The organism is Citrobacter sp. C6_1 (assembly GCF_014596835.2).
Taxonomy (GTDB): domain Bacteria; phylum Pseudomonadota; class Gammaproteobacteria; order Enterobacterales; family Enterobacteriaceae; genus Citrobacter; species Citrobacter pasteurii.
This window is the reverse complement of sequence record NZ_CP115031.1, coordinates 2,041,787-2,059,782: the sequence shown is the minus strand read 5'-3', so window position 1 is coordinate 2,059,782 and position 17,996 is coordinate 2,041,787. Positions and strand designations below refer to the sequence as shown.

General features: G+C 52.7%; 18 protein-coding genes. 10 read left to right on the top strand and 8 right to left on the bottom strand.

Annotated elements, in window-relative coordinates:
• The first annotated feature begins 29 nt into the window (after nucleotides 1–29).
• Nucleotides 30–1,826, top strand: coding sequence for a nitrate/nitrite two-component system sensor histidine kinase NarX (gene narX, locus IB196_RS10065; RefSeq protein ID WP_040233228.1), 1,797 nt, complete (start codon nucleotides 30–32; stop codon nucleotides 1,824–1,826).
• Nucleotides 1,819–2,469: a two-component system response regulator NarL gene (narL, locus tag IB196_RS10060; protein ID WP_005126375.1), complete on the top strand. Its 651-nt coding sequence runs from the start codon at nucleotides 1,819–1,821 to the stop codon at nucleotides 2,467–2,469. Before narX ends, narL begins: the two co-directional genes overlap by 8 nt.
• Before the next feature lie 11 nt (nucleotides 2,470–2,480).
• Here narL and IB196_RS10055 read toward each other — a convergent pair whose 3' ends face one another.
• Nucleotides 2,481–3,866 carry a YchO/YchP family invasin gene (locus IB196_RS10055; protein WP_188231663.1) on the bottom strand — a complete coding sequence of 462 codons (1,386 nt, stop codon included), beginning with the start codon at nucleotides 3,864–3,866 and terminating at the stop codon, nucleotides 2,481–2,483.
• Between the two features lie 175 nt (nucleotides 3,867–4,041).
• On the opposite strand from IB196_RS10055, the gene IB196_RS10050 reads away from it, so the two are divergent.
• Entirely contained in the window at nucleotides 4,042–4,395 is a 354-nt protein-coding gene (locus IB196_RS10050; RefSeq protein ID WP_005126372.1) for a DsrE/DsrF/TusD sulfur relay family protein, read from the top strand.
• A gap of 263 nt (nucleotides 4,396–4,658) precedes the next feature.
• Nucleotides 4,659–4,904: a DUF1883 domain-containing protein gene (locus IB196_RS10045; RefSeq protein ID WP_003020763.1), complete on the top strand. Its 246-nt coding sequence runs from the start codon at nucleotides 4,659–4,661 to the stop codon at nucleotides 4,902–4,904.
• Nucleotides 4,905–4,964: 60 nt separating this feature from the next.
• Here IB196_RS10045 and IB196_RS10040 read toward each other — a convergent pair whose 3' ends face one another.
• Nucleotides 4,965–5,660, bottom strand: a complete 696-nt coding sequence (locus tag IB196_RS10040) for a gamma-glutamylcyclotransferase (protein ID WP_188231664.1) — start codon at nucleotides 5,658–5,660, stop codon at nucleotides 4,965–4,967.
• A 403-nt stretch (nucleotides 5,661–6,063) separates the two neighbouring features.
• Here IB196_RS10040 and chaA point away from each other — a divergent pair, with 403 nt between their 5' ends.
• Nucleotides 6,064–7,164, top strand: coding sequence for a sodium-potassium/proton antiporter ChaA (gene chaA, locus IB196_RS10035; RefSeq protein WP_188231665.1), 1,101 nt, complete (start codon nucleotides 6,064–6,066; stop codon nucleotides 7,162–7,164).
• Between the two features lie 98 nt (nucleotides 7,165–7,262).
• Here the strand turns inward: chaA and kdsA are convergent, their stop codons facing one another.
• The 6 genes from kdsA to hemA are packed head-to-tail and all read right to left on the bottom strand — an operon-like array spanning nucleotide 7,263 to nucleotide 12,568.
• Nucleotides 7,263–8,117 carry a 3-deoxy-8-phosphooctulonate synthase gene (gene kdsA / locus IB196_RS10030; protein ID WP_003020772.1) on the bottom strand — a complete coding sequence of 285 codons (855 nt, stop codon included), beginning with the start codon at nucleotides 8,115–8,117 and terminating at the stop codon, nucleotides 7,263–7,265.
• 35 nt (nucleotides 8,118–8,152) lie between these two features.
• Nucleotides 8,153–8,962, bottom strand: a complete 810-nt coding sequence (gene sirB1 / locus IB196_RS10025) for an invasion regulator SirB1 (RefSeq protein WP_005126366.1) — start codon at nucleotides 8,960–8,962, stop codon at nucleotides 8,153–8,155.
• 3 nt (nucleotides 8,963–8,965) lie between these two features.
• Nucleotides 8,966–9,358 carry an invasion regulator SirB2 gene (gene sirB2 / locus IB196_RS10020; protein WP_040233231.1) on the bottom strand — a complete coding sequence of 131 codons (393 nt, stop codon included), beginning with the start codon at nucleotides 9,356–9,358 and terminating at the stop codon, nucleotides 8,966–8,968.
• Nucleotides 9,355–10,188 (bottom strand): peptide chain release factor N(5)-glutamine methyltransferase, encoded by an 834-nt coding sequence (gene prmC / locus IB196_RS10015; RefSeq protein ID WP_005126364.1) that lies wholly within the window; start codon nucleotides 10,186–10,188, stop codon nucleotides 9,355–9,357. Before prmC ends, sirB2 begins: the two co-directional genes overlap by 4 nt.
• A complete protein-coding gene (prfA, locus tag IB196_RS10010) occupies nucleotides 10,188–11,270 on the bottom strand; it encodes a peptide chain release factor 1 (RefSeq protein ID WP_005126363.1) in 1,083 nt (360 codons plus the stop codon). Before prfA ends, prmC begins: the two co-directional genes overlap by 1 nt.
• A 41-nt stretch (nucleotides 11,271–11,311) precedes the next feature.
• A complete protein-coding gene (gene hemA, locus IB196_RS10005) occupies nucleotides 11,312–12,568 on the bottom strand; it encodes a glutamyl-tRNA reductase (protein ID WP_040233235.1) in 1,257 nt (418 codons plus the stop codon).
• A 304-nt stretch (nucleotides 12,569–12,872) separates the two neighbouring features.
• On the opposite strand from hemA, the gene lolB reads away from it, so the two are divergent.
• The 5 genes from lolB to IB196_RS09980 all read left to right on the top strand — a co-directional run bounded on the left by lolB (nucleotide 12,873) and on the right by IB196_RS09980 (nucleotide 17,984).
• On the top strand, nucleotides 12,873–13,496 hold the full coding sequence (gene lolB, locus IB196_RS10000) for a lipoprotein insertase outer membrane protein LolB (RefSeq protein ID WP_005126359.1): 624 nt from the start codon (nucleotides 12,873–12,875) through the stop codon (nucleotides 13,494–13,496).
• Nucleotides 13,493–14,344 (top strand): 4-(cytidine 5'-diphospho)-2-C-methyl-D-erythritol kinase, encoded by an 852-nt coding sequence (gene ispE, locus IB196_RS09995; RefSeq protein ID WP_005126358.1) that lies wholly within the window; start codon nucleotides 13,493–13,495, stop codon nucleotides 14,342–14,344. The genes lolB and ispE overlap by 4 nt, the downstream gene beginning before the upstream one ends.
• A 264-nt stretch (nucleotides 14,345–14,608) precedes the next feature.
• Nucleotides 14,609–15,556 carry a ribose-phosphate diphosphokinase gene (prs, locus tag IB196_RS09990; protein ID WP_001518537.1) on the top strand — a complete coding sequence of 316 codons (948 nt, stop codon included), beginning with the start codon at nucleotides 14,609–14,611 and terminating at the stop codon, nucleotides 15,554–15,556.
• Nucleotides 15,557–15,707: 151 nt separating this feature from the next.
• Nucleotides 15,708–17,360 carry a C4-dicarboxylic acid transporter DauA gene (gene dauA / locus IB196_RS09985; protein ID WP_040233237.1) on the top strand — a complete coding sequence of 551 codons (1,653 nt, stop codon included), beginning with the start codon at nucleotides 15,708–15,710 and terminating at the stop codon, nucleotides 17,358–17,360.
• 108 nt (nucleotides 17,361–17,468) lie between these two features.
• The gene (locus IB196_RS09980; RefSeq protein ID WP_005126340.1) at nucleotides 17,469–17,984 is read left to right on the top strand and encodes a GNAT family N-acetyltransferase; all 516 of its coding nucleotides are present in this window, start codon (nucleotides 17,469–17,471) and stop codon (nucleotides 17,982–17,984) included.
• The last annotated feature ends 12 nt before the right edge of the window (nucleotides 17,985–17,996 follow it).

Genomic DNA, 17,996 nt, shown 5'->3' with positions numbered 1-17,996 from the left:
CTCTCTGAAAACCCGAAGGAAGAAGTCACATGTTTAAACGTTGTCTTTCCCCGCTTACGCTGGTCAACCAGGTGGCGCTGATTGTTTTACTGTCTACCGCGCTTGGCGTGGCGGGTATGGCTGTCTCCGGCTGGCTGGTACAAGGCATTCAGGGTAGCGCTCACGCGATCAATAAAGCCGGCTCGCTACGTATGCAGAGCTACCGTTTGCTGGCTGCCGTACCGCTGGACGCCAGCGATCAACCGCTGCTGGATGAAATGGAACAAACAGCGTTTAGCCCTGAACTGACTCGTGCTGCACAGCGCGACGGCCAGCAGACCCAGTTAAAGGCATTGCAGGATTACTGGCACACCGAACTGGCACCTGGGCTTAAACATGCCCAAACGGGTGATGCGGTCGCCGACGACGTTTCACGCTTTGTGACCGGACTGGATAAACTGGTTACCGCCTTTGATCATACTACCGAATTACGTATCGAACGCGTCGTCCTGCTGCATCGCCTGATGGCCATATTTATGGCACTGCTGCTGGTATTCACAATCATCTGGCTGCGCGTACGCCTGCTGCAGCCGTGGAAACAACTGCTGGCGATGGCGCGCGCCGTCAGCCAGCGTGATTTTACGCAACGTGCGCATATCAGCGGACGTAATGAGATGGCGGCACTGGGTTCGGCGCTGAACAATATGTCCGAAGAATTGGCCGAAAGTTACGCCGTACTGGAACAGCGGGTGCAGGAAAAAACCGCGGGTCTGGAACATAAAAACCAGATCCTCTCTTTCCTGTGGCAAGCCAACCGCCGTCTGCACTCACAGATACCGTTGTGTGAGCGGCTTTCACCGGTACTCAACGGGTTGCAAAATTTAACGCTGCTGCACGATATTGAGTTGCGGGTTTATGACCTGGAAGATGAAGATAATCATCAGGAATTTACCTGCCAGTCGAATACCAGTTGCGATGAAAAAGGTTGTCATCTGTGCCCACGAGGCACACTGCCCGCCATTGAAGGTGGCACTACGCTGAAATGGCGGCTGACCGATGCGCATACCCAGTACGGTATTCTGCTCGCCACCTTGCCGTACGGGCGTCATCTCAGTCACGATCAGCAGCAACTGGTCGATACTCTGGTTGAACAACTCACCGCAACACTGGCGCTGGACAGACACCAGGAACGTCAGCAGCAGTTGATCGTGATGGAAGAGCGTGCCACCATTGCTCGCGAACTCCATGATTCTATTGCACAATCGCTCTCCTGTATGAAGATGCAGGTCAGTTGTTTGCAGATGCAGGGCGACGCGCTCCCGGAAAACAGCCGTGAGTTGCTAAGTCAGATTCGTAACGAGCTGAACGCCTCCTGGGCACAGCTACGTGAATTATTGACGACCTTCCGTTTGCAGTTGACTGAGCCTGGGTTGCGGCCTGCGCTGGAAGCCAGTTGCCAGGAATACAGCGCTCGCTTTGGTTTTACGGTGAAGCTGGATTATCAGTTGCCGCCGCGCCTGGTCCCTTCACATCAGGCGATCCACCTGCTGCAGATTGCCCGTGAGGCCCTGAGTAATGCGCTTAAACACTCTCAGGCCAATGAAGTCATCGTGACGGTGGTGCAAAATGGCAAACAGGTCAAACTGACAGTTCAAGATAACGGCTGCGGCGTACCGGAAAACGCCGAACGCAGTAACCACTACGGCATGATTATAATGCGCGACCGTGCGCAGAGCTTGCGCGGCGACTGCCGTGTACGCCGTCGCGAGACGGGCGGTACTGAAGTTGCTGTCACTTTTATTCCCGAAACAAACTTCACAGAAGTCCAAGGAGATACCCATGAGTAATCTGGAACCGGCAACCATCCTGTTGATCGACGATCATCCGATGCTGCGCACCGGTGTAAAACAGCTTGTCAGCATGGCGTCCGATATCACCGTGGTCGGCGAAGCCAGTAATGGCGAGCAGGGTATCGAGCTGGCTGAATCCCTTGATCCCGATCTGATCCTGTTAGATCTCAACATGCCGGGTATGAACGGTCTGGAAACGCTTGATAAGCTACGAGAGAAATCTCTGTCCGGACGCATTGTCGTTTTCAGTGTTTCCAATCATGAAGAAGACGTAGTGACCGCCCTGAAACGCGGTGCTGACGGCTATCTGTTGAAAGACATGGAGCCAGAAGATCTACTGAAGGCGTTGCAACAGGCTGCCGCCGGTGAAATGGTGCTGAGCGAAACCTTAACCCCGGTTCTGGCCGCCAGCCTGCGCGCTAACCGTGCGACCTCCGATCGTGATGTAACTCAGTTGACGCCACGTGAACGCGATATTCTTAAGCTCATCGCCCAGGGTCTGCCTAACAAGATGATTGCTCGCCGCCTCGACATCACCGAAAGCACGGTAAAAGTGCATGTGAAGCATATGCTGAAGAAAATGAAGCTTAAATCACGCGTTGAAGCCGCGGTATGGGTGCACCAGGAACGCATCTTCTGATAACGCGAGTATTAACGAGGATCATTTCCTGAAACGGCATTAAACGGTTCGGCCAGTGATAGCGTGATCTCATTGGAAGAGACACGCTGGCCCTGCTCGTCTTCCACGACGACGGACAGCCGCCAACGGTTGGTTGCTCCTTCACTGCTATCCCACTTCGGCATAATAATCGTCCAGCCCTGCGCACTGCGAGGATGGCTCCCGGCCGTTAAACTCAATGCTTTCGTGTCTCCTTGCCATGTCAGATGACGGATGCCATACTGACTACGCACCTGTAATTTCAACGCTACCGTCTCGCCGGGTTTCAGATCCCACGGCGGTGTTGTCAAAAATACAGATAAGGTTTTACGCTGGCGATACTCAAGCGTTGGCACGCTGTTACGCTGAGGATCGTCATAACGACTCCCGCCCAGCGATCGGCTGTTTGCGACTTCACTCACCATTAACTGTTTTTTTAGCGCAACGCCAAAACGATAATTGAGGGTCAATCCCAGATTATTTTGGCTTATCCCGCTTTCGCCCTGTTTATGCTGCGCGGTCACCGTAATCAGCGGTACTGGCGTATAGCTCAGTCCCAGGTTTACCGCCACCGGGTTGCGGTAGCCCGTTCCCGAGTGGAAAAGGTCTACCCGATCGCCAAAATATTGCTCGACGCTGACGCTGGTATTGAGATGCTCGTAAAAAGGTAACCGCATCAACGCAGTAAGATCGTAGCCCCGCGCCATCCTTTGTTCCTGTGTTGAAGAACGATTCTGCCACGAGGAAAACGGCTGGTAGTAGTTGGCGGATAGCCGCAGATACTCTCCCCACGCCTCGGCGCCAAACCCGCCACGCGGCAGATTTTCATCCAGCAGGTTATCGTAAAAGGTGTTGTAGCCCAGCAACCAACCATCGCGTATGAAGCGTTGTCCAATCCCCGCATTACTCACCAGCCCTTCGTCACGTTGCGTAAGCCCCAACTGACTCCAGGTCAGAAAGCGTTGATTATCCTGCCACGGAATAAACCAGCTTCCCCGACTGCCGGTAAAGCTGCCTTCTTTATCCACCTGCAGCCCAACGCTGGCATTCCCCCACGGAGAAAGCCAGGATTCAAGCTGTTGATTCACCTGCTCACTGACCGTGTCACGCACCTGACCAAATGCAAACTGTTTTGCTTGCTCGCCAGTATCAAGTCCGTTATCGACCATGCTGGCTTCACCAAAGGCTTTGACCACTTCAGCAAACTGTTTTTCGCCCGCGCGGGATTCTGGCGCCATACCGAGGTCTGGCAAGCCATCATTGTTGTTATCGAAAGGATTTTCCGCCTGGTGAATAAAAGACGATTGCGCGCTGGCAGTACCGCCTGCAAACGGCAAGAGTGAGAATACTGCGAGAGATAAATAAATATTACGGCTCAAATCGTTAGTGGTTTCTTACATCAATTAGCCACAGCGGCATACTTATCTTAAACCATAACGTCTTCAGCATTGATTTTCAGCCCTTCCTTCCTTTTTCGGCATTATCCTAGCATCGGGAAATAGGTGTAACATACGTGTCAGTTATTAACGTTCACATGCAGCAACAGGAGTAAAAATGCAAAAGATAGTGATCATCGCCAACGGTGCAGCCTATGGAAGCGAGTCGTTATTCAACAGTCTGCGTCTGGCCATCGCTCTGCGCGAGCAGGAGGGCAGCCTCGACCTGCGTCTGTTTTTAATGTCGGATGCCGTCACTGCAGGGCTGCGCGGGCAGAAACCGGGGGAGGGTTATAATATTCAGCAAATGCTGGAAATCCTGACAGCACAAAACGTTCCGGTAAAACTCTGCAAAACCTGTACCGATGGCCGCGGGATCACCGCACTGCCGTTAATTGATGGCGTTGAAGTCGGTACGCTGGTGGAACTGGCTCAGTGGACGCTGGCAGCAGATAAGGTTTTGACCTTCTGATGCCAACACTTTCAGGCAAGCGTACTGAAAGTGCCGGTAATTTCCCGATTTAATCTCAGATGGGCGCGGTTTCGTTAAACGTAAGCTCGCCCTTTCAACCCTTTTAAGGGATTTTGTCATTTTTGTTTAATCGTTATGCCATTTTTTGATCAAAATCAGCATCCTGCCCCCTCCCCTTTGGTGTTATGCAATGAGTGAAATGTGAACAACATCACGCAGCACTTTCAACAGAAAGTACGTTGTTTTCAAGAACGGGGTGAAAAATGGCATTAGTGAAGGCAAGTTTGAAATTATTCGGTGGAGATACGGTGGTGGTACGCTGTTCTGAGCGCTGTCATATCCATCTGATGAGCGAGAAAAATCACGTCAAAGACACGCAGTCTGACATCTTAAGCGTGCAGGATCGTGATAACGCATGGCTTACCGTGCCCTATACCGGCATCTGGAATGTGCTGATCGACAGCCACAGCCAGTCTCTGGAGCATTCAATCAGTTATATTGCAGCCTGATGATGTACTGCCCGAAAGCATCTACGCTTATCGGGCACACAACAGATAACCCGGCAACGCTTAGGCAAATCCGGGTCGCATGACGCCTTCCGGCAGGTTCTCTCCCAACAACCTTCTGACCGTAATCACCAGATCGCTAAGACAGTCATCCTGCATCCCCAACTTCACCAATTCCTGTTCCAGCGAGAACAGATATTGCGCGTTGGTTCCCAATGGCCCACTGGCAGAAGCAATAAGCGGTGCGATAACCTGAGCACGGGTATCGGACTCAAACAATGGATGTCGCGGATCCATAATAAAGACCAGCGCACTCACCGTTCGGCCATCATCAAGCGCCAACTGGCACCAGGTGGGCAGATAGCATCCGGTGATCATTTCACGCTTCCACAGCAAAGAAAGCTCTTGTTCCAGCGACGCGTTCGGCAGACGGTAGGCTACACCAGTAGTGCGTCCGCCCTCTTTTAAGGCCAGCATACGTCCTGGCTGACCGGCCGTTCCTCGCCCTGCCGTCAGGCGCAAACAAAATGCGCGATGCCAGCCGACTAACGTCCCGGTACAGGACTCTTCAAACTCTAACGCCGGATTCCACATCAACGATCCATAACCAAAGATCCACACCGGTCCATCATCTGGACGGCAGGCAAGCGTGGCGGCCAGTGAGGCTGCCCGTTGTTCCGCCGACCAGAGTAGTGATTCTTCAATATCACCAAATGCCGTCTTACAGTCAGCATTCAATAAAAAATCACGCGTTAACACCTTACACCTCCGCCACTGCGACTTCCCTGCAACAACTTTTTTGACGCCTTCCAGGCTTTTTTACTGCTCATTTTGAAACCAATACCAGGACAATAGGCAATTCACCGCCTGCATGCAAGGCAACAAAGGCTCAACGGCACTTTATATCCTCTTTTTATGTCCCGGCCTGGCACGACCGTCAGCATATCATCGTGTGCTATTTTGATTGATTTAGAAACCTAACATCTTGTTATTCAAATGCTCTCTAAACAAGACACACCATTTTGCTCGCTTTGATGCAAAAAATGGTCCATGCCGTAAAATTACGTAAAATCAGATCGGAAATACCGAAAGATCTGTTATTTTTTACATTCTTTAATACATTTATAATTATAAGCACCTGCAGAGATGGAGAATTAATTACATGACACATGCACATGAGGCGGTAAAAACCCGCCACAAGGAGACCTCACTCGCCTTTCCGGTTTTGGCGCTGGTAGTACTGTTCTTTTGGGGGAGCAGTCAGTCACTACCAGTGGTCATCGGCATTAACGCACTAGCCCTTATTGGTATATTAAGTAGCGCATTCAGCGTTGTCCGTCATGCAGACGTATTAGCTCACCGACTTGGTGAACCCTATGGCTCGCTGATCCTCAGCCTTTCGGTGGTTATTCTCGAAGTCAGTTTAATTTCCGCATTAATGGCAACCGGTGACGCCGCGCCCACGCTAATGCGCGATACGCTCTATTCAATCATTATGATCGTAACCGGTGGGCTGGTCGGGTTTTCATTACTGTTGGGTGGTCGCAAATTTGCTACCCAGTATATGAACCTGTTCGGTATTAAGCAGTATTTAATTGCTCTATTCCCGCTGGCCATTATCGTGCTGGTATTCCCGATGGCATTACCGGGAGCGAATTTCACCACCGCGCAGGCACTGCTGGTAGCCTTAATTTCAGCAGCAATGTACGGCGTATTTTTGCTGATCCAGACCAAAACACACCAGAGCCTGTTCATTTACGAACATGAAGATGAGGGGGACGGCGATGACCCACATCACGGTAAACCTTCAGCGCACAGCAATCTGTGGCACGCCGCCTGGCTTGTCATCCATTTGATTGCCGTTATTGCCGTCACCAAAATGAATGCCAATCCGCTGGAAACATTACTTACCGAGCTGAATGCACCAGTGGCATTTACCGGTTTCCTGGTGGCGTTGCTTATTCTCTCCCCTGAGGGTTTAGGTGCGTTGAAAGCAGTACTGAACAATCAGGTGCAGCGAGCGATGAATTTATTCTTCGGCTCAGTACTTGCCACCATTTCACTGACCGTACCCGTCGTCACACTGATTGCCTGGGCAACAGGGAATGACCTGGTGTTCGCGCTGGGCGCACCAGAGATGATTGTCATGCTTTCTTCGCTGGTGCTGTGCCATATCTCCTTCTCCACCGGACGCACCAATGTGCTCAACGGTGCAGCACATCTGGCACTGTTTATCGCCTACCTGATGACAATATTCGCCTGATAAAAAAAGCCGGACACCGACACAACTTGTCGGGTCCGGCTTCTTATTTCCTTTCGTAGACCTGATAAGCGCAAGCTCTGTCAGGCACACAAAATGAATTAGTTCTCAGTATCCAGCTCGTCGAAGCTTTTCACCAGGTCATCTATGGCTTTAATCTGCGTCAGGAACTGTTCCAGTTTCGCCAGCGGCAGCGCGGATGGGCCATCGCATTTCGCATTGGCTGGATCCGGATGCGCTTCAATAAACAGACCTGCCAGGCCTACCGCCATACCGGCACGCGCCAGTTCGGTAACCTGCGCGCGACGACCGCCGCTTGCTGCGCCAAACGGATCGCGGCACTGCAGCGCATGGGTCACGTCAAAAATCACCGGTGAGTTGCCGGAGACTTTCTTCATCACGCTGAAGCCCAGCATATCCACAACCAGGTTGTCATAACCAAAGTTCGCGCCACGGTCGCAGAGAATAACCTTATCGTTACCGCCTTCATGGAATTTATCCACGATATTACCCATCTGACCAGGGCTTACGAACTGCGGTTTCTTCACGTTGATAACGGCACCGGTTTTCGCCATCGCTTCTACCAGATCGGTCTGACGAGCAAGGAATGCCGGCAGTTGAATCACATCCACCACATCGGCAACAGGCTGTGCCTGGCTGGCTTCATGAACGTCGGTGATCACTTTTACGCCAAACGTCTGCTTCAGTTCCTGGAAGATTTTCATCCCTTCTTCAAGGCCCGGTCCACGGTAAGAGTGGATGGAAGAACGGTTGGCTTTATCAAAGGAGGCTTTGAACACGTAAGGGATACCCAGCTTTTGAGTAACGGTTACGTAGTGCTCACAAATGCGCATCGCCAGATCGCGGGATTCCAGCACGTTCATTCCGCCAAACAGCACGAACGGCAGGTCATTTGCCACGTTGATGTCGCCAATGCTAACCACTTTTTGTTTCATAGGATCGCCTTAAACGGTAGGTAAAGTGTCATTAATCAATGCAATACAATTTGTTTGTGCGAAATAGTATTAATCTGCGCACGGATCATTTCGCTGATCGGGTCTTCCGGACACTGTTCAACGAAATAGCTTAAATCTGTCAGCGCAACATGTTCACATTCCAGCTGCGCGTAAATCAATCCACGATCGCGTATTTCATACGGATCCTCAGGATTAAACTGCAGTAATGCTTCGCTGGCTCGCAGCGCCAGTTCCATTTGCCGCTCTTCCATCAGTGATGATTTCAGCGTATCGAGCAGTTTGCGGATCACTTCCGCGTTATCCGCTTCATCCAGGTCCTCGTTAAATAACTCCGCAACCGGGCTGATATTCCCCTTCAACCACACTTCCAGCGTGTGTTCATTTAATGTTTCGCCATTGAACGGATTGATTAGCCACATTTCGCCATCGAGCGATTCAATACGCAGGATGAGTTGTGTCGGGAAAATCACCGGTACCAACGGCAGTTCCAGTCGGTTGGCAATCCACAATAAGATCGCCCCCAGCGACACAGCGCTGCCCTGACGGTTTTTCAGAACCTGGTCAAGCCATAGTGCATCAGAAAGACGATAGACGCCGTGGGTGTCCGTAAAACCCCATTCGCCGTAAAAAAGTGCCAGCAGTTTTTCCAGTTGCTCATCCTGAGACAGGAGCTGGCTAATTTCTTCTTGCGCCAGACCAACCAGACGTTCCAGTTCGTCATAGACAGTTTGTGTTGGAAAATCCAGACGGATAGACTCCGACGCCAGGATCATCCCATCACACAACGGCGCTTTATTAAATTCGAAATCAGCTAACGACCTCATGACTTACCCCAGTAACGGTATTTTTGTGGTGGCGAGTTTAATGATGATGTACAGCACCACCAGCGCCAGCGGAAATGCGATTAATCGCGCCTGCTGGCTGCGCGCCCGACGGTAATCGAGCGCAATAAAACCCAAAACGATGTAAATGATAACCCCAAACAGCTTTTCAGTCAGCCATGTCCCCTGTTCGGTGAATGGCAGGATGTGCGTTTTAGCGATCAACGCCACGCCGCTGAGAAGTAAAACGGTATCAATGATCGGTGGCAGAATACGCGTCCAGCGCGATGATGCAAGGCGCGTATTGGTAGAACGCCACCAAAAACGCAACGTGAGTAGCCCGACAGAAAGCGCGATGCTAACGAGATGAATAGTAAGTAGTGTGCTGAACGAATTCATGATGGGATGCGCCCAAGCGTAATCCGCTCGTTGCCGCCATAGTCACGACAGGTTTCAACCGCCTGGTAACCTGCGCGGGTAAACGCGTCGCGTACCGCCTCACCCTGCTGCCAGCCATGTTCCAGCAACAGATAACCGCCGGGCGTTAGCATGTGTCGAGACTGGTCAATGATATGCACAATATCCGCCATACCCTGCTCGCCCGCCACCAGTGCCGATAGCGGCTCAAAACGTACATCGCCCTGCGCCAGGTGCGGATCCTGCTCATCGATGTACGGCGGGTTACTAACGATCATCTCAAACTGCTGCCCCTGCAAAGCACTAAACCAGTCGCTTTGCAACACACGCACATTGTCGATGGCCAGATGCTGTTTGTTGCGGTTTGCCAGGTCTACAGCATCCGGCATGCGGTCAACCGCGGTCACCGTGCAATCCGGACGCTCAGACGCCAGCGCCAGCGCAATGGCGCCCGTACCGGTTCCCAAATCGAGAATACGACACGCAGAGGCAGGCAGACGAGCCAGCGCCTGCTCAACCAGACACTCGGTATCCGGGCGTGGAATAAGCGTAGCCGGAGACACAAACAGCGGCAGCGACCAGAACTCGCGCACGCCGGTCAGATGTGCCACCGGCTCACCCCGCTGACGGCGTTCCAGTAATGTATCGAGCCGTTGACGCTGCGCCTCAGTTAACACCGTTTCGCCGAACGCCAGAATATAGGTTCGCCCTTTGCCTGTGACGAACTCAAGTATGATCTCGGCGTCACGACGCGGGCTTTCGCTTGCCTGTAATTGGCTTATCGCTTCACGCAGCCAGTGCTGATAGTCCATTAATCCTGCTCGGACAACGCCGCCAGTTGGTCGGCCTGGTATTCCTGGACGATTGGCTCAATAAGCATATCCAGTTTACCTTCCATCGCTTCATCCAGACGGTAGAGCGTCAGGTTAATGCGGTGATCGGTCACACGCCCCTGCGGGAAGTTATAGGTGCGGTTGCGATCGCTGCGATCGCCGCTGCCCAGCAGGTTGCGACGTTCGGAGGCTTCCGCCTGTTGACGCCTGGCCACTTCGGCGGCACGAATACGCGCCCCCAGCACCGACATCGCTTTCGCTTTGTTTTTATGCTGCGAACGTTCGTCCTGACACTCCACCACGATGCCGGTTGGCAAGTGGGTAATACGAATAGCGGAGTCGGTGGTGTTAACGTGCTGACCCCCAGCGCCGGATGAGCGGAAGGTATCAATACGCAGATCGGCTGGGTTGATATCCGGCAGTTCTGCTTCCGGCAGTTCCGGCATCACCGCGACCGTACAGGCAGAAGTATGGATACGTCCTTGAGATTCGGTCGCCGGTACGCGCTGTACGCGATGGCCGCCGGACTCGAATTTCAGTCGACCATACACGCCATCACCGCTGACTTTGGCAATAATTTCTTTGTAGCCACCATGTTCGCCTTCGTTGGCGCTCATGATCTCTACCCGCCAGCGACGCGATTCAGCGTAACGGCTGTACATGCGGAACAGATCGCCGGCAAACAGCGCCGCTTCATCACCACCGGTTCCCGCACGCACTTCGAGGAAGGCGTTACGTTCATCATCAGGATCGGTTGGCAGCAGCAGAACCTGCAGATGCTGTTCCAGTTGTTCACATTTTTCTTTTGCTTCGCGCAGTTCATCCTGCGCCATTTCACGCATTTCAGGATCGTCGAGCATCATCTGTGCCGTTTCGATATCGTCCTGAACCTGTTGCCAGTCCGTAAAACAACGGGAAACATCACTTAATTGCGCATATTCGCGCGACAATGCACGAAAGCGTTCCTGGTCTGCGATAGTTCCCGCATCACCGAGCAGCGCCTGAACTTCTTCATGGCGTTCATGCAGGGCTTCCAGTTTGGCAACGATAGAAGGCTTCATAGGCGTAAATGCACCCTGTAAAAAATGAGATTGGTGTACTGCTACTCCAGCCCGAGGCTGTCGCGCAGAATATTCAGGCGTTCACTGTCCCCGTCACGGGCGGCCTGTTGAAGTGATTTGGTTGGTGCGTGGATCAGGCGGTTAGTCAGCTTCCACGCCAGGTCCTGCATAATGGCTTGCGCATCACCGCCCTGTTCCAGAGCAGCCAACGCTTTGGCGGTCAGTTCATCACGGATTTGTTCAGACTGACTGCGATAATCGCGGATGGTCTCGCTTGCGCTTTGTGCTCGCAGCCAGGCCATAAACTCGCTGGTTTCCTGCGCAACGATGGTTTCCGCTTCCACGGCGGCCGCTTTGCGCTGCGCCAGGTTATGCGAAATGATGCTTTGCAGGTCGTCAACACTGTACAAATAGGCATTGGACAGTTTGCCCACTTCCGGTTCAACGTCGCGTGGTACCGCAATATCGACCAGCAGCATAGGCTGATTACGGCGATTTTTTAGCGCACGTTCGACCATCCCCTTGCCAATAATAGGCAGCGGGCTGGCGGTAGAGCTGATAATAATATCGGCATCCTGTAAGCGGGCATCAATATCGCTCAGCGAAATCACCTCGGCACCGACTTCATCGGCCAGCACCTGCGCACGCTCACGTGTGCGGTTAGCGATGATCATCTTCTTCACTTTGTGCTCACGCAGATGTCGCGCCACCAGCTCGATGGTCTCGCCAGCACCCACTAACAACACGGTTACCGTGGAAAGGGATTCAAAGATCTGCCGCGCCAGCGTACAGGCAGCAAAGGCGACTGAGACCGCGCTGGCACCGATATCCGTTTCTGTGCGTACACGTTTCGCAACGGAGAATGATTTCTGGAACATACGTTCCAGCGCACTGGCGTTCAGGTGGCCTTTTTGCGAGTCCGCAAAGGCTTTTTTCACCTGCCCCAGAATTTGTGGCTCGCCGAGCACCAGTGAATCCAGACCGCTGGCAACGCGCATCAGATGGCTGACAGCATCGTTGTCCTGGTGCCAGTAGAGGCTACTGCGCAGATCTTCTTCGTTCAGATTGTGGTACTCACACAGCCAGCGAATCAGCGCTTCCTGCAGGTTATCCTGCTCTTCTACGCTGAGATACAGCTCTGTGCGGTTACACGTCGACAGCACTACCCCGCCCTGCACCATTGGCTGCGCAAGCAGGCTGTCCAGCGCCTGATCGAGCGTGTCCGGCGAAAACGTTACGCGTTCTCGCAGCGATACAGGTGCCGTTTTATGGTTAATACCAAGCGCTAAAAGGGTCATGTGTGCGGGAATAGTACCAGCGTTGATAAGGTTAGACTGCGTGCATCATACAGGATGCGTGCGGCCAATAAAAGAGACTGCCCCCTTTTGGAGTAATAGCTTACGGTTTAAATTAAGATAACGTGACCGTAGACGATATTCACGGTCGGCGCTAGCATTAAGGGATATAACTGCAACCGCTGGCATGATTTTGCCGGATGGCGAAAAACGTGTCTTTTCCAACCTGCGGATTCAGTTTGTAGGCCTGATAAGCGCCGCGCCATCAGGCAATTAATGCACCGTATTACAAGGATTTGTCATCATTATGACCCTGCCTGATTTTCGCCTGATCCGTCTGTTGCCGCTGGCAAGCCTGGTTCTTACCGCCTGTACGCTCAACGCGCCGAAAGGTCCCGGTAAAAGCCCCGATTCTCCGCAATGGCGCCAGCACCAGCAGGAAGTGCGCGCACTGAACCAATATCAGACACGCGGTGCGTTTGCCTATATTTCCGACCAGCAGAAAGTGTATGCCCGCTTTTTCTGGCAGCAAACTGGCCAGGATCGCTATCGCCTTCTGCTGACCAATCCGTTGGGTAGTACCGAACTGGAACTGAACGCGCAACCGGGCAACGTCGAACTCGTCGATAACAAAGGGAAGCACTACACCGCTGACGACGCCGAAGAGATGATTGGCAAACTGACCGGCATGCCTATTCCATTGAACAGCCTGCGCCAGTGGATCCTGGGTCTGCCGGGAGACGCCACCGATTATAAACTCGATGACCAATATCGTCTGAGTGAAGTGAATTACAGTAAAGACGGTAAAAGCTGGAAAGTCGTGTACAGCGCCTATGACAGCAAAACGCAGCCAGCGATGCCGGCGAACATGGAACTGTCCGACGGCTCCCAGCGCATTAAGCTAAAAATGGATAACTGGATTGTGAAATGATGACCCACTGGCCCTCTCCGGCGAAACTGAATCTGTTTTTATACATCACCGGACAGCGTGCGGACGGTTATCACACGCTACAAACGCTGTTCCAGTTTCTCGACTATGGCGACGAGATTAGTATCAACGTACGCAGCGACGGTGAAATTCACCTGTTAACGCCCGTTGATGGTGTTGAGCATGAAGACAACCTGATTGTGCGCGCCGCACGCTTGCTCATGAAAACCGCCACGGAACGTGGTCGCCTGCCAGCCGGCAGCGGCGCAGACATCAGCATTCATAAGCGCCTGCCGATGGGCGGTGGTCTGGGCGGTGGCTCATCGAATGCAGCCACCGTTTTAGTGGCACTGAATCATCTGTGGCAGTGTGGGTTGTCTGTAGATGAACTGGCAATAATGGGTTTAACGCTGGGCGCCGACGTACCGGTATTCGTACGCGGTCACGCAGCCTTTGCTGAAGGCGTAGGAGAAATCCTGACGCCGGTCAATCCAGCAGAAAAATGGTACCTGGTCGCCCATCCGGGAGTCAGTATTCCAACGCCGGTGATTTTTAAAGATCCTGACCTCCCGCGCAACACGCCAAAAAGGTCAATAGAAACGTTACTAAAATGTGAATTCGGCAATGATTGCGAGGTTATCGCAAGAAAACGTTTTCGCGAGGTTGATGCGGCGCTTTCCTGGCTGTTAGAATACGCGCCGTCGCGCCTGACTGGTACAGGGGCTTGTGTCTTTGCTGAATTTGACACTGAGTTCCGTGCTCGCCAGGTGCTTGAGCAAGCCCCGGATTGGCTCAAAGGCTTTGTGGCGAAAGGTGTAAACCTCTCCCCATTGCACAGAGCGCTACTCTAAATCATTTGGGTTTCAGGAAGATGGCGAGATGACGAACCGCCAGACACATACAAAAATATGTGACTGGTGCGAGAAATTGATGCCAGCACATGAAACGTGACTGATGACGAGTAAGCCGGGCAAGCTGAGTTGCGGTGACAACGTCACCCCGTTCCAGACGTTGCATCGCGCTCTTTAATACACCGCCTGGAGAGGATACTGCCTGGCCCGCACAGTTTTCGGCAGATTCTTTCCACCAATGGACGCATGCCTGAGGTTCTTCTCGTGCCTGATATGAAGCTTTTTGCTGGTAACGCTACCCCGGAACTAGCACAACGTATTGCCAACCGCCTGTACACTTCACTCGGCGACGCCGCTGTAGGTCGCTTTAGCGACGGCGAAGTCAGCGTACAAATTAATGAAAATGTACGCGGTGGTGATATTTTCATCATCCAGTCCACTTGTGCCCCTACTAACGACAACCTGATGGAATTGGTCGTTATGGTTGATGCGCTGCGCCGTGCTTCCGCAGGCCGTATCACCGCCGTTATCCCTTACTTCGGCTATGCACGTCAGGATCGTCGCGTACGTTCTGCTCGTGTTCCGATTACCGCTAAAGTCGTCGCGGACTTCCTGTCCAGCGTTGGCGTTGACCGCGTCCTCACCGTTGACCTGCATGCTGAACAGATCCAGGGCTTCTTTGATGTGCCGGTTGATAACGTATTCGGTAGCCCGATTCTGTTAGAAGACATGCTGCAGCTGAATCTGGACAACCCGATTGTGGTTTCTCCGGATATCGGTGGCGTCGTGCGTGCCCGCGCTATCGCTAAACTGCTGAACGATACCGATATGGCTATCATCGATAAACGTCGCCCACGTGCGAACGTTTCTCAGGTGATGCACATCATTGGTGACGTTGCAGGCCGTGACTGCGTGCTGGTTGATGACATGATCGATACCGGCGGTACGCTGTGTAAAGCAGCTGAAGCGCTGAAAGAGCGTGGTGCTAAACGCGTATTTGCTTATGCAACTCACCCGATCTTCTCAGGTAATGCGGCAAACAACCTGCGCAATTCAGTAATTGATGAAGTCGTTGTCTGTGACACCATTCCACTGACCGACGAAATCAAAGCACTGCCAAACGTGCGTACGTTGACTCTGTCGGGTATGCTGGCCGAAGCGATTCGTCGTATCAGCAACGAAGAATCCATCTCTGCTATGTTCGAGCATTAATCGAGCCAGGCTCAAAAACCCGCTGCGGCGGGTTTTTTTATCTGTAATATTTATTTGTATGACTTTTGCCTCCTTCACCTGCCATTCAGTTGACAGATGATGCGCCCATGGATGAAACATTATTGTGAACAGATTATTTTCCTCACATGTGATGCCTTTCCGCGCCCTCATCGACGCTTGTTGGAAAGAAAAATATACCGCTTCTCGCTTTACCCGCGACCTGATCGCCGGGATAACGGTTGGGATAATTGCCATCCCACTGGCGATGGCGCTGGCAATCGGTAGTGGCGTTGCACCACAGTACGGCTTGTATACCTCAGCCGTGGCTGGGATTGTTATTGCCCTCACCGGGGGCTCACGCTTTAGCGTATCAGGCCCCACCGCCGCCTTCGTGGTGATTCTGTATCCGGTGTCGCAACAGTTTGGGCTGGCAGGTCTGCTGGTCGCCACGCTCATGTCCGGGATATTCCTGATCCTCTTCGGCCTCGCTCGCTTTGGCCGCCTGATCGAATATATTCCGGTGTCCGTTACGTTAGGTTTTACCTCAGGTATTGGTATCACCATCGGTACCATGCAGATTAAAGATTTTCTTGGCCTGCAGATGGCTCATGTGCCAGAGCACTATTTGCAGAAGGTTGGCGCGCTGTTTATGGCCCTGCCAACCATCAACGTGGGTGATGCCGCGATTGGCGTGGTAACGCTGGGGATCCTGATTGTCTGGCCGCGTCTGGGTATCCGATTACCGGGCCACCTTCCAGCACTACTGGCAGGCTGTGCGGTAATGGGTATCGTGAACCTGACTGGCGGCCATGTCGCCACCATCGGATCTCAGTTCCACTATATTCTGGCTGACGGCTCACAGGGCAATGGTATCCCACAGCTGCTGCCGCAGCTGGTTTTACCGTGGAATATGCCGGAGTCAAACTTTACCCTGAGCTGGAGCTCGTTACAGGCGCTGTTACCGGCAGCCTTCTCGATGGCAATGCTCGGGGCAATCGAATCTCTGCTGTGCGCCGTCGTCCTCGATGGGATGACCGGCACCAAGCATAAAGCCAATAGCGAACTGATTGGTCAGGGTCTGGGTAATATTGTCGCCCCATTCTTTGGTGGTATTACCGCCACCGCCGCGATTGCCCGTTCAGCAGCTAACGTTCGTGCCGGCGCAACGTCGCCAATTTCTGCGGTCATTCACGCGATTCTGGTGATCCTCGCCCTGCTGGTTCTGGCACCGCTGCTCTCCTGGCTACCCCTTTCGGCGATGGCTGCCCTGCTACTGATGGTGGCATGGAACATGAGCGAAGCGCATAAAGTTGTGGATCTGCTGCGCCACGCGCCAAAAGACGACATCATCGTCATGCTGATGTGTATGTCTTTGACGGTGCTGTTCGATATGGTTATCGCCATCAGCGTCGGTATTGTTCTCGCTTCGCTGCTGTTTATGCGCCGTATTGCACGCATGACGCGTCTGGCTCCGGTCAACGTAGACGTACCAAACGATGTACTGGTACTACGCGTTATTGGCCCGCTTTTCTTTGCCGCAGCAGAGGGACTCTTTACCGATCTCGAATCTCGCCTTGAAGGCAAACGCATTGTGGTGCTGAAGTGGGACGCAGTACCGGTGCTGGATGCCGGCGGTCTGGACGCCTTCCAGCGTTTTGTTAAACGCCTGCCGGAGGGTTGTGAGCTGCGTATCAGTAATCTGGAGTTCCAGCCGCTACGCACCATGGCGCGCGCGGGTATCCAACCCATTCCTGGTCGTCTGGCGTTCTTCCCGAACCGTGATGCCGCGCTGGCAGATATTTAATCATACTATGTTACCGGCTTGCGCAGGCTTGCCGGTAACACTTCTCTTCTGTAAACGCGTCTGAGTTGCTATTATCCAGTTTCCCTTGTTCTGATGATATCTGCAACGATGAACGCTGATACTGCATTTATATTCCGTGAAATAACTGAGGCTGATATTTCGTCCGTTCAGTCGTTTATTATCCACCATTTAAATCTCTATTTTAACGCTAACCGACCAGCACCTGAACCGCATGCAGATGTATTAAATCTGCGCTCACACTACCTCCATCAACCGCGAAATCTGTTGCTCGGCGCATGGAATAACCGACAGCAACTTATCGCTACGCTGGCGGTTTGCCAGTACGATGACCGAATACCGGCACTGCGTGGACGCTATCAATTATCCTCAACCGCGGAAATTTGTCGCTGCTACGTCGCACAGGAATATCGTCGGCAAGGCATAGGCAGTCAACTTGTTCTGCTGGCGGAACAATTTTGCGACCAGCAACAATATAAAACACGCTATCTGCACACCCACCATTTTTTACCTGGTGGCTATCAATTCTGGTTGCGAAATCACTTTACCGTCTATTTTGATGAAGGTGGCGAGCAGCAAATCGTGCACATGGAAAAACATCAATAAAATGTGACGCCG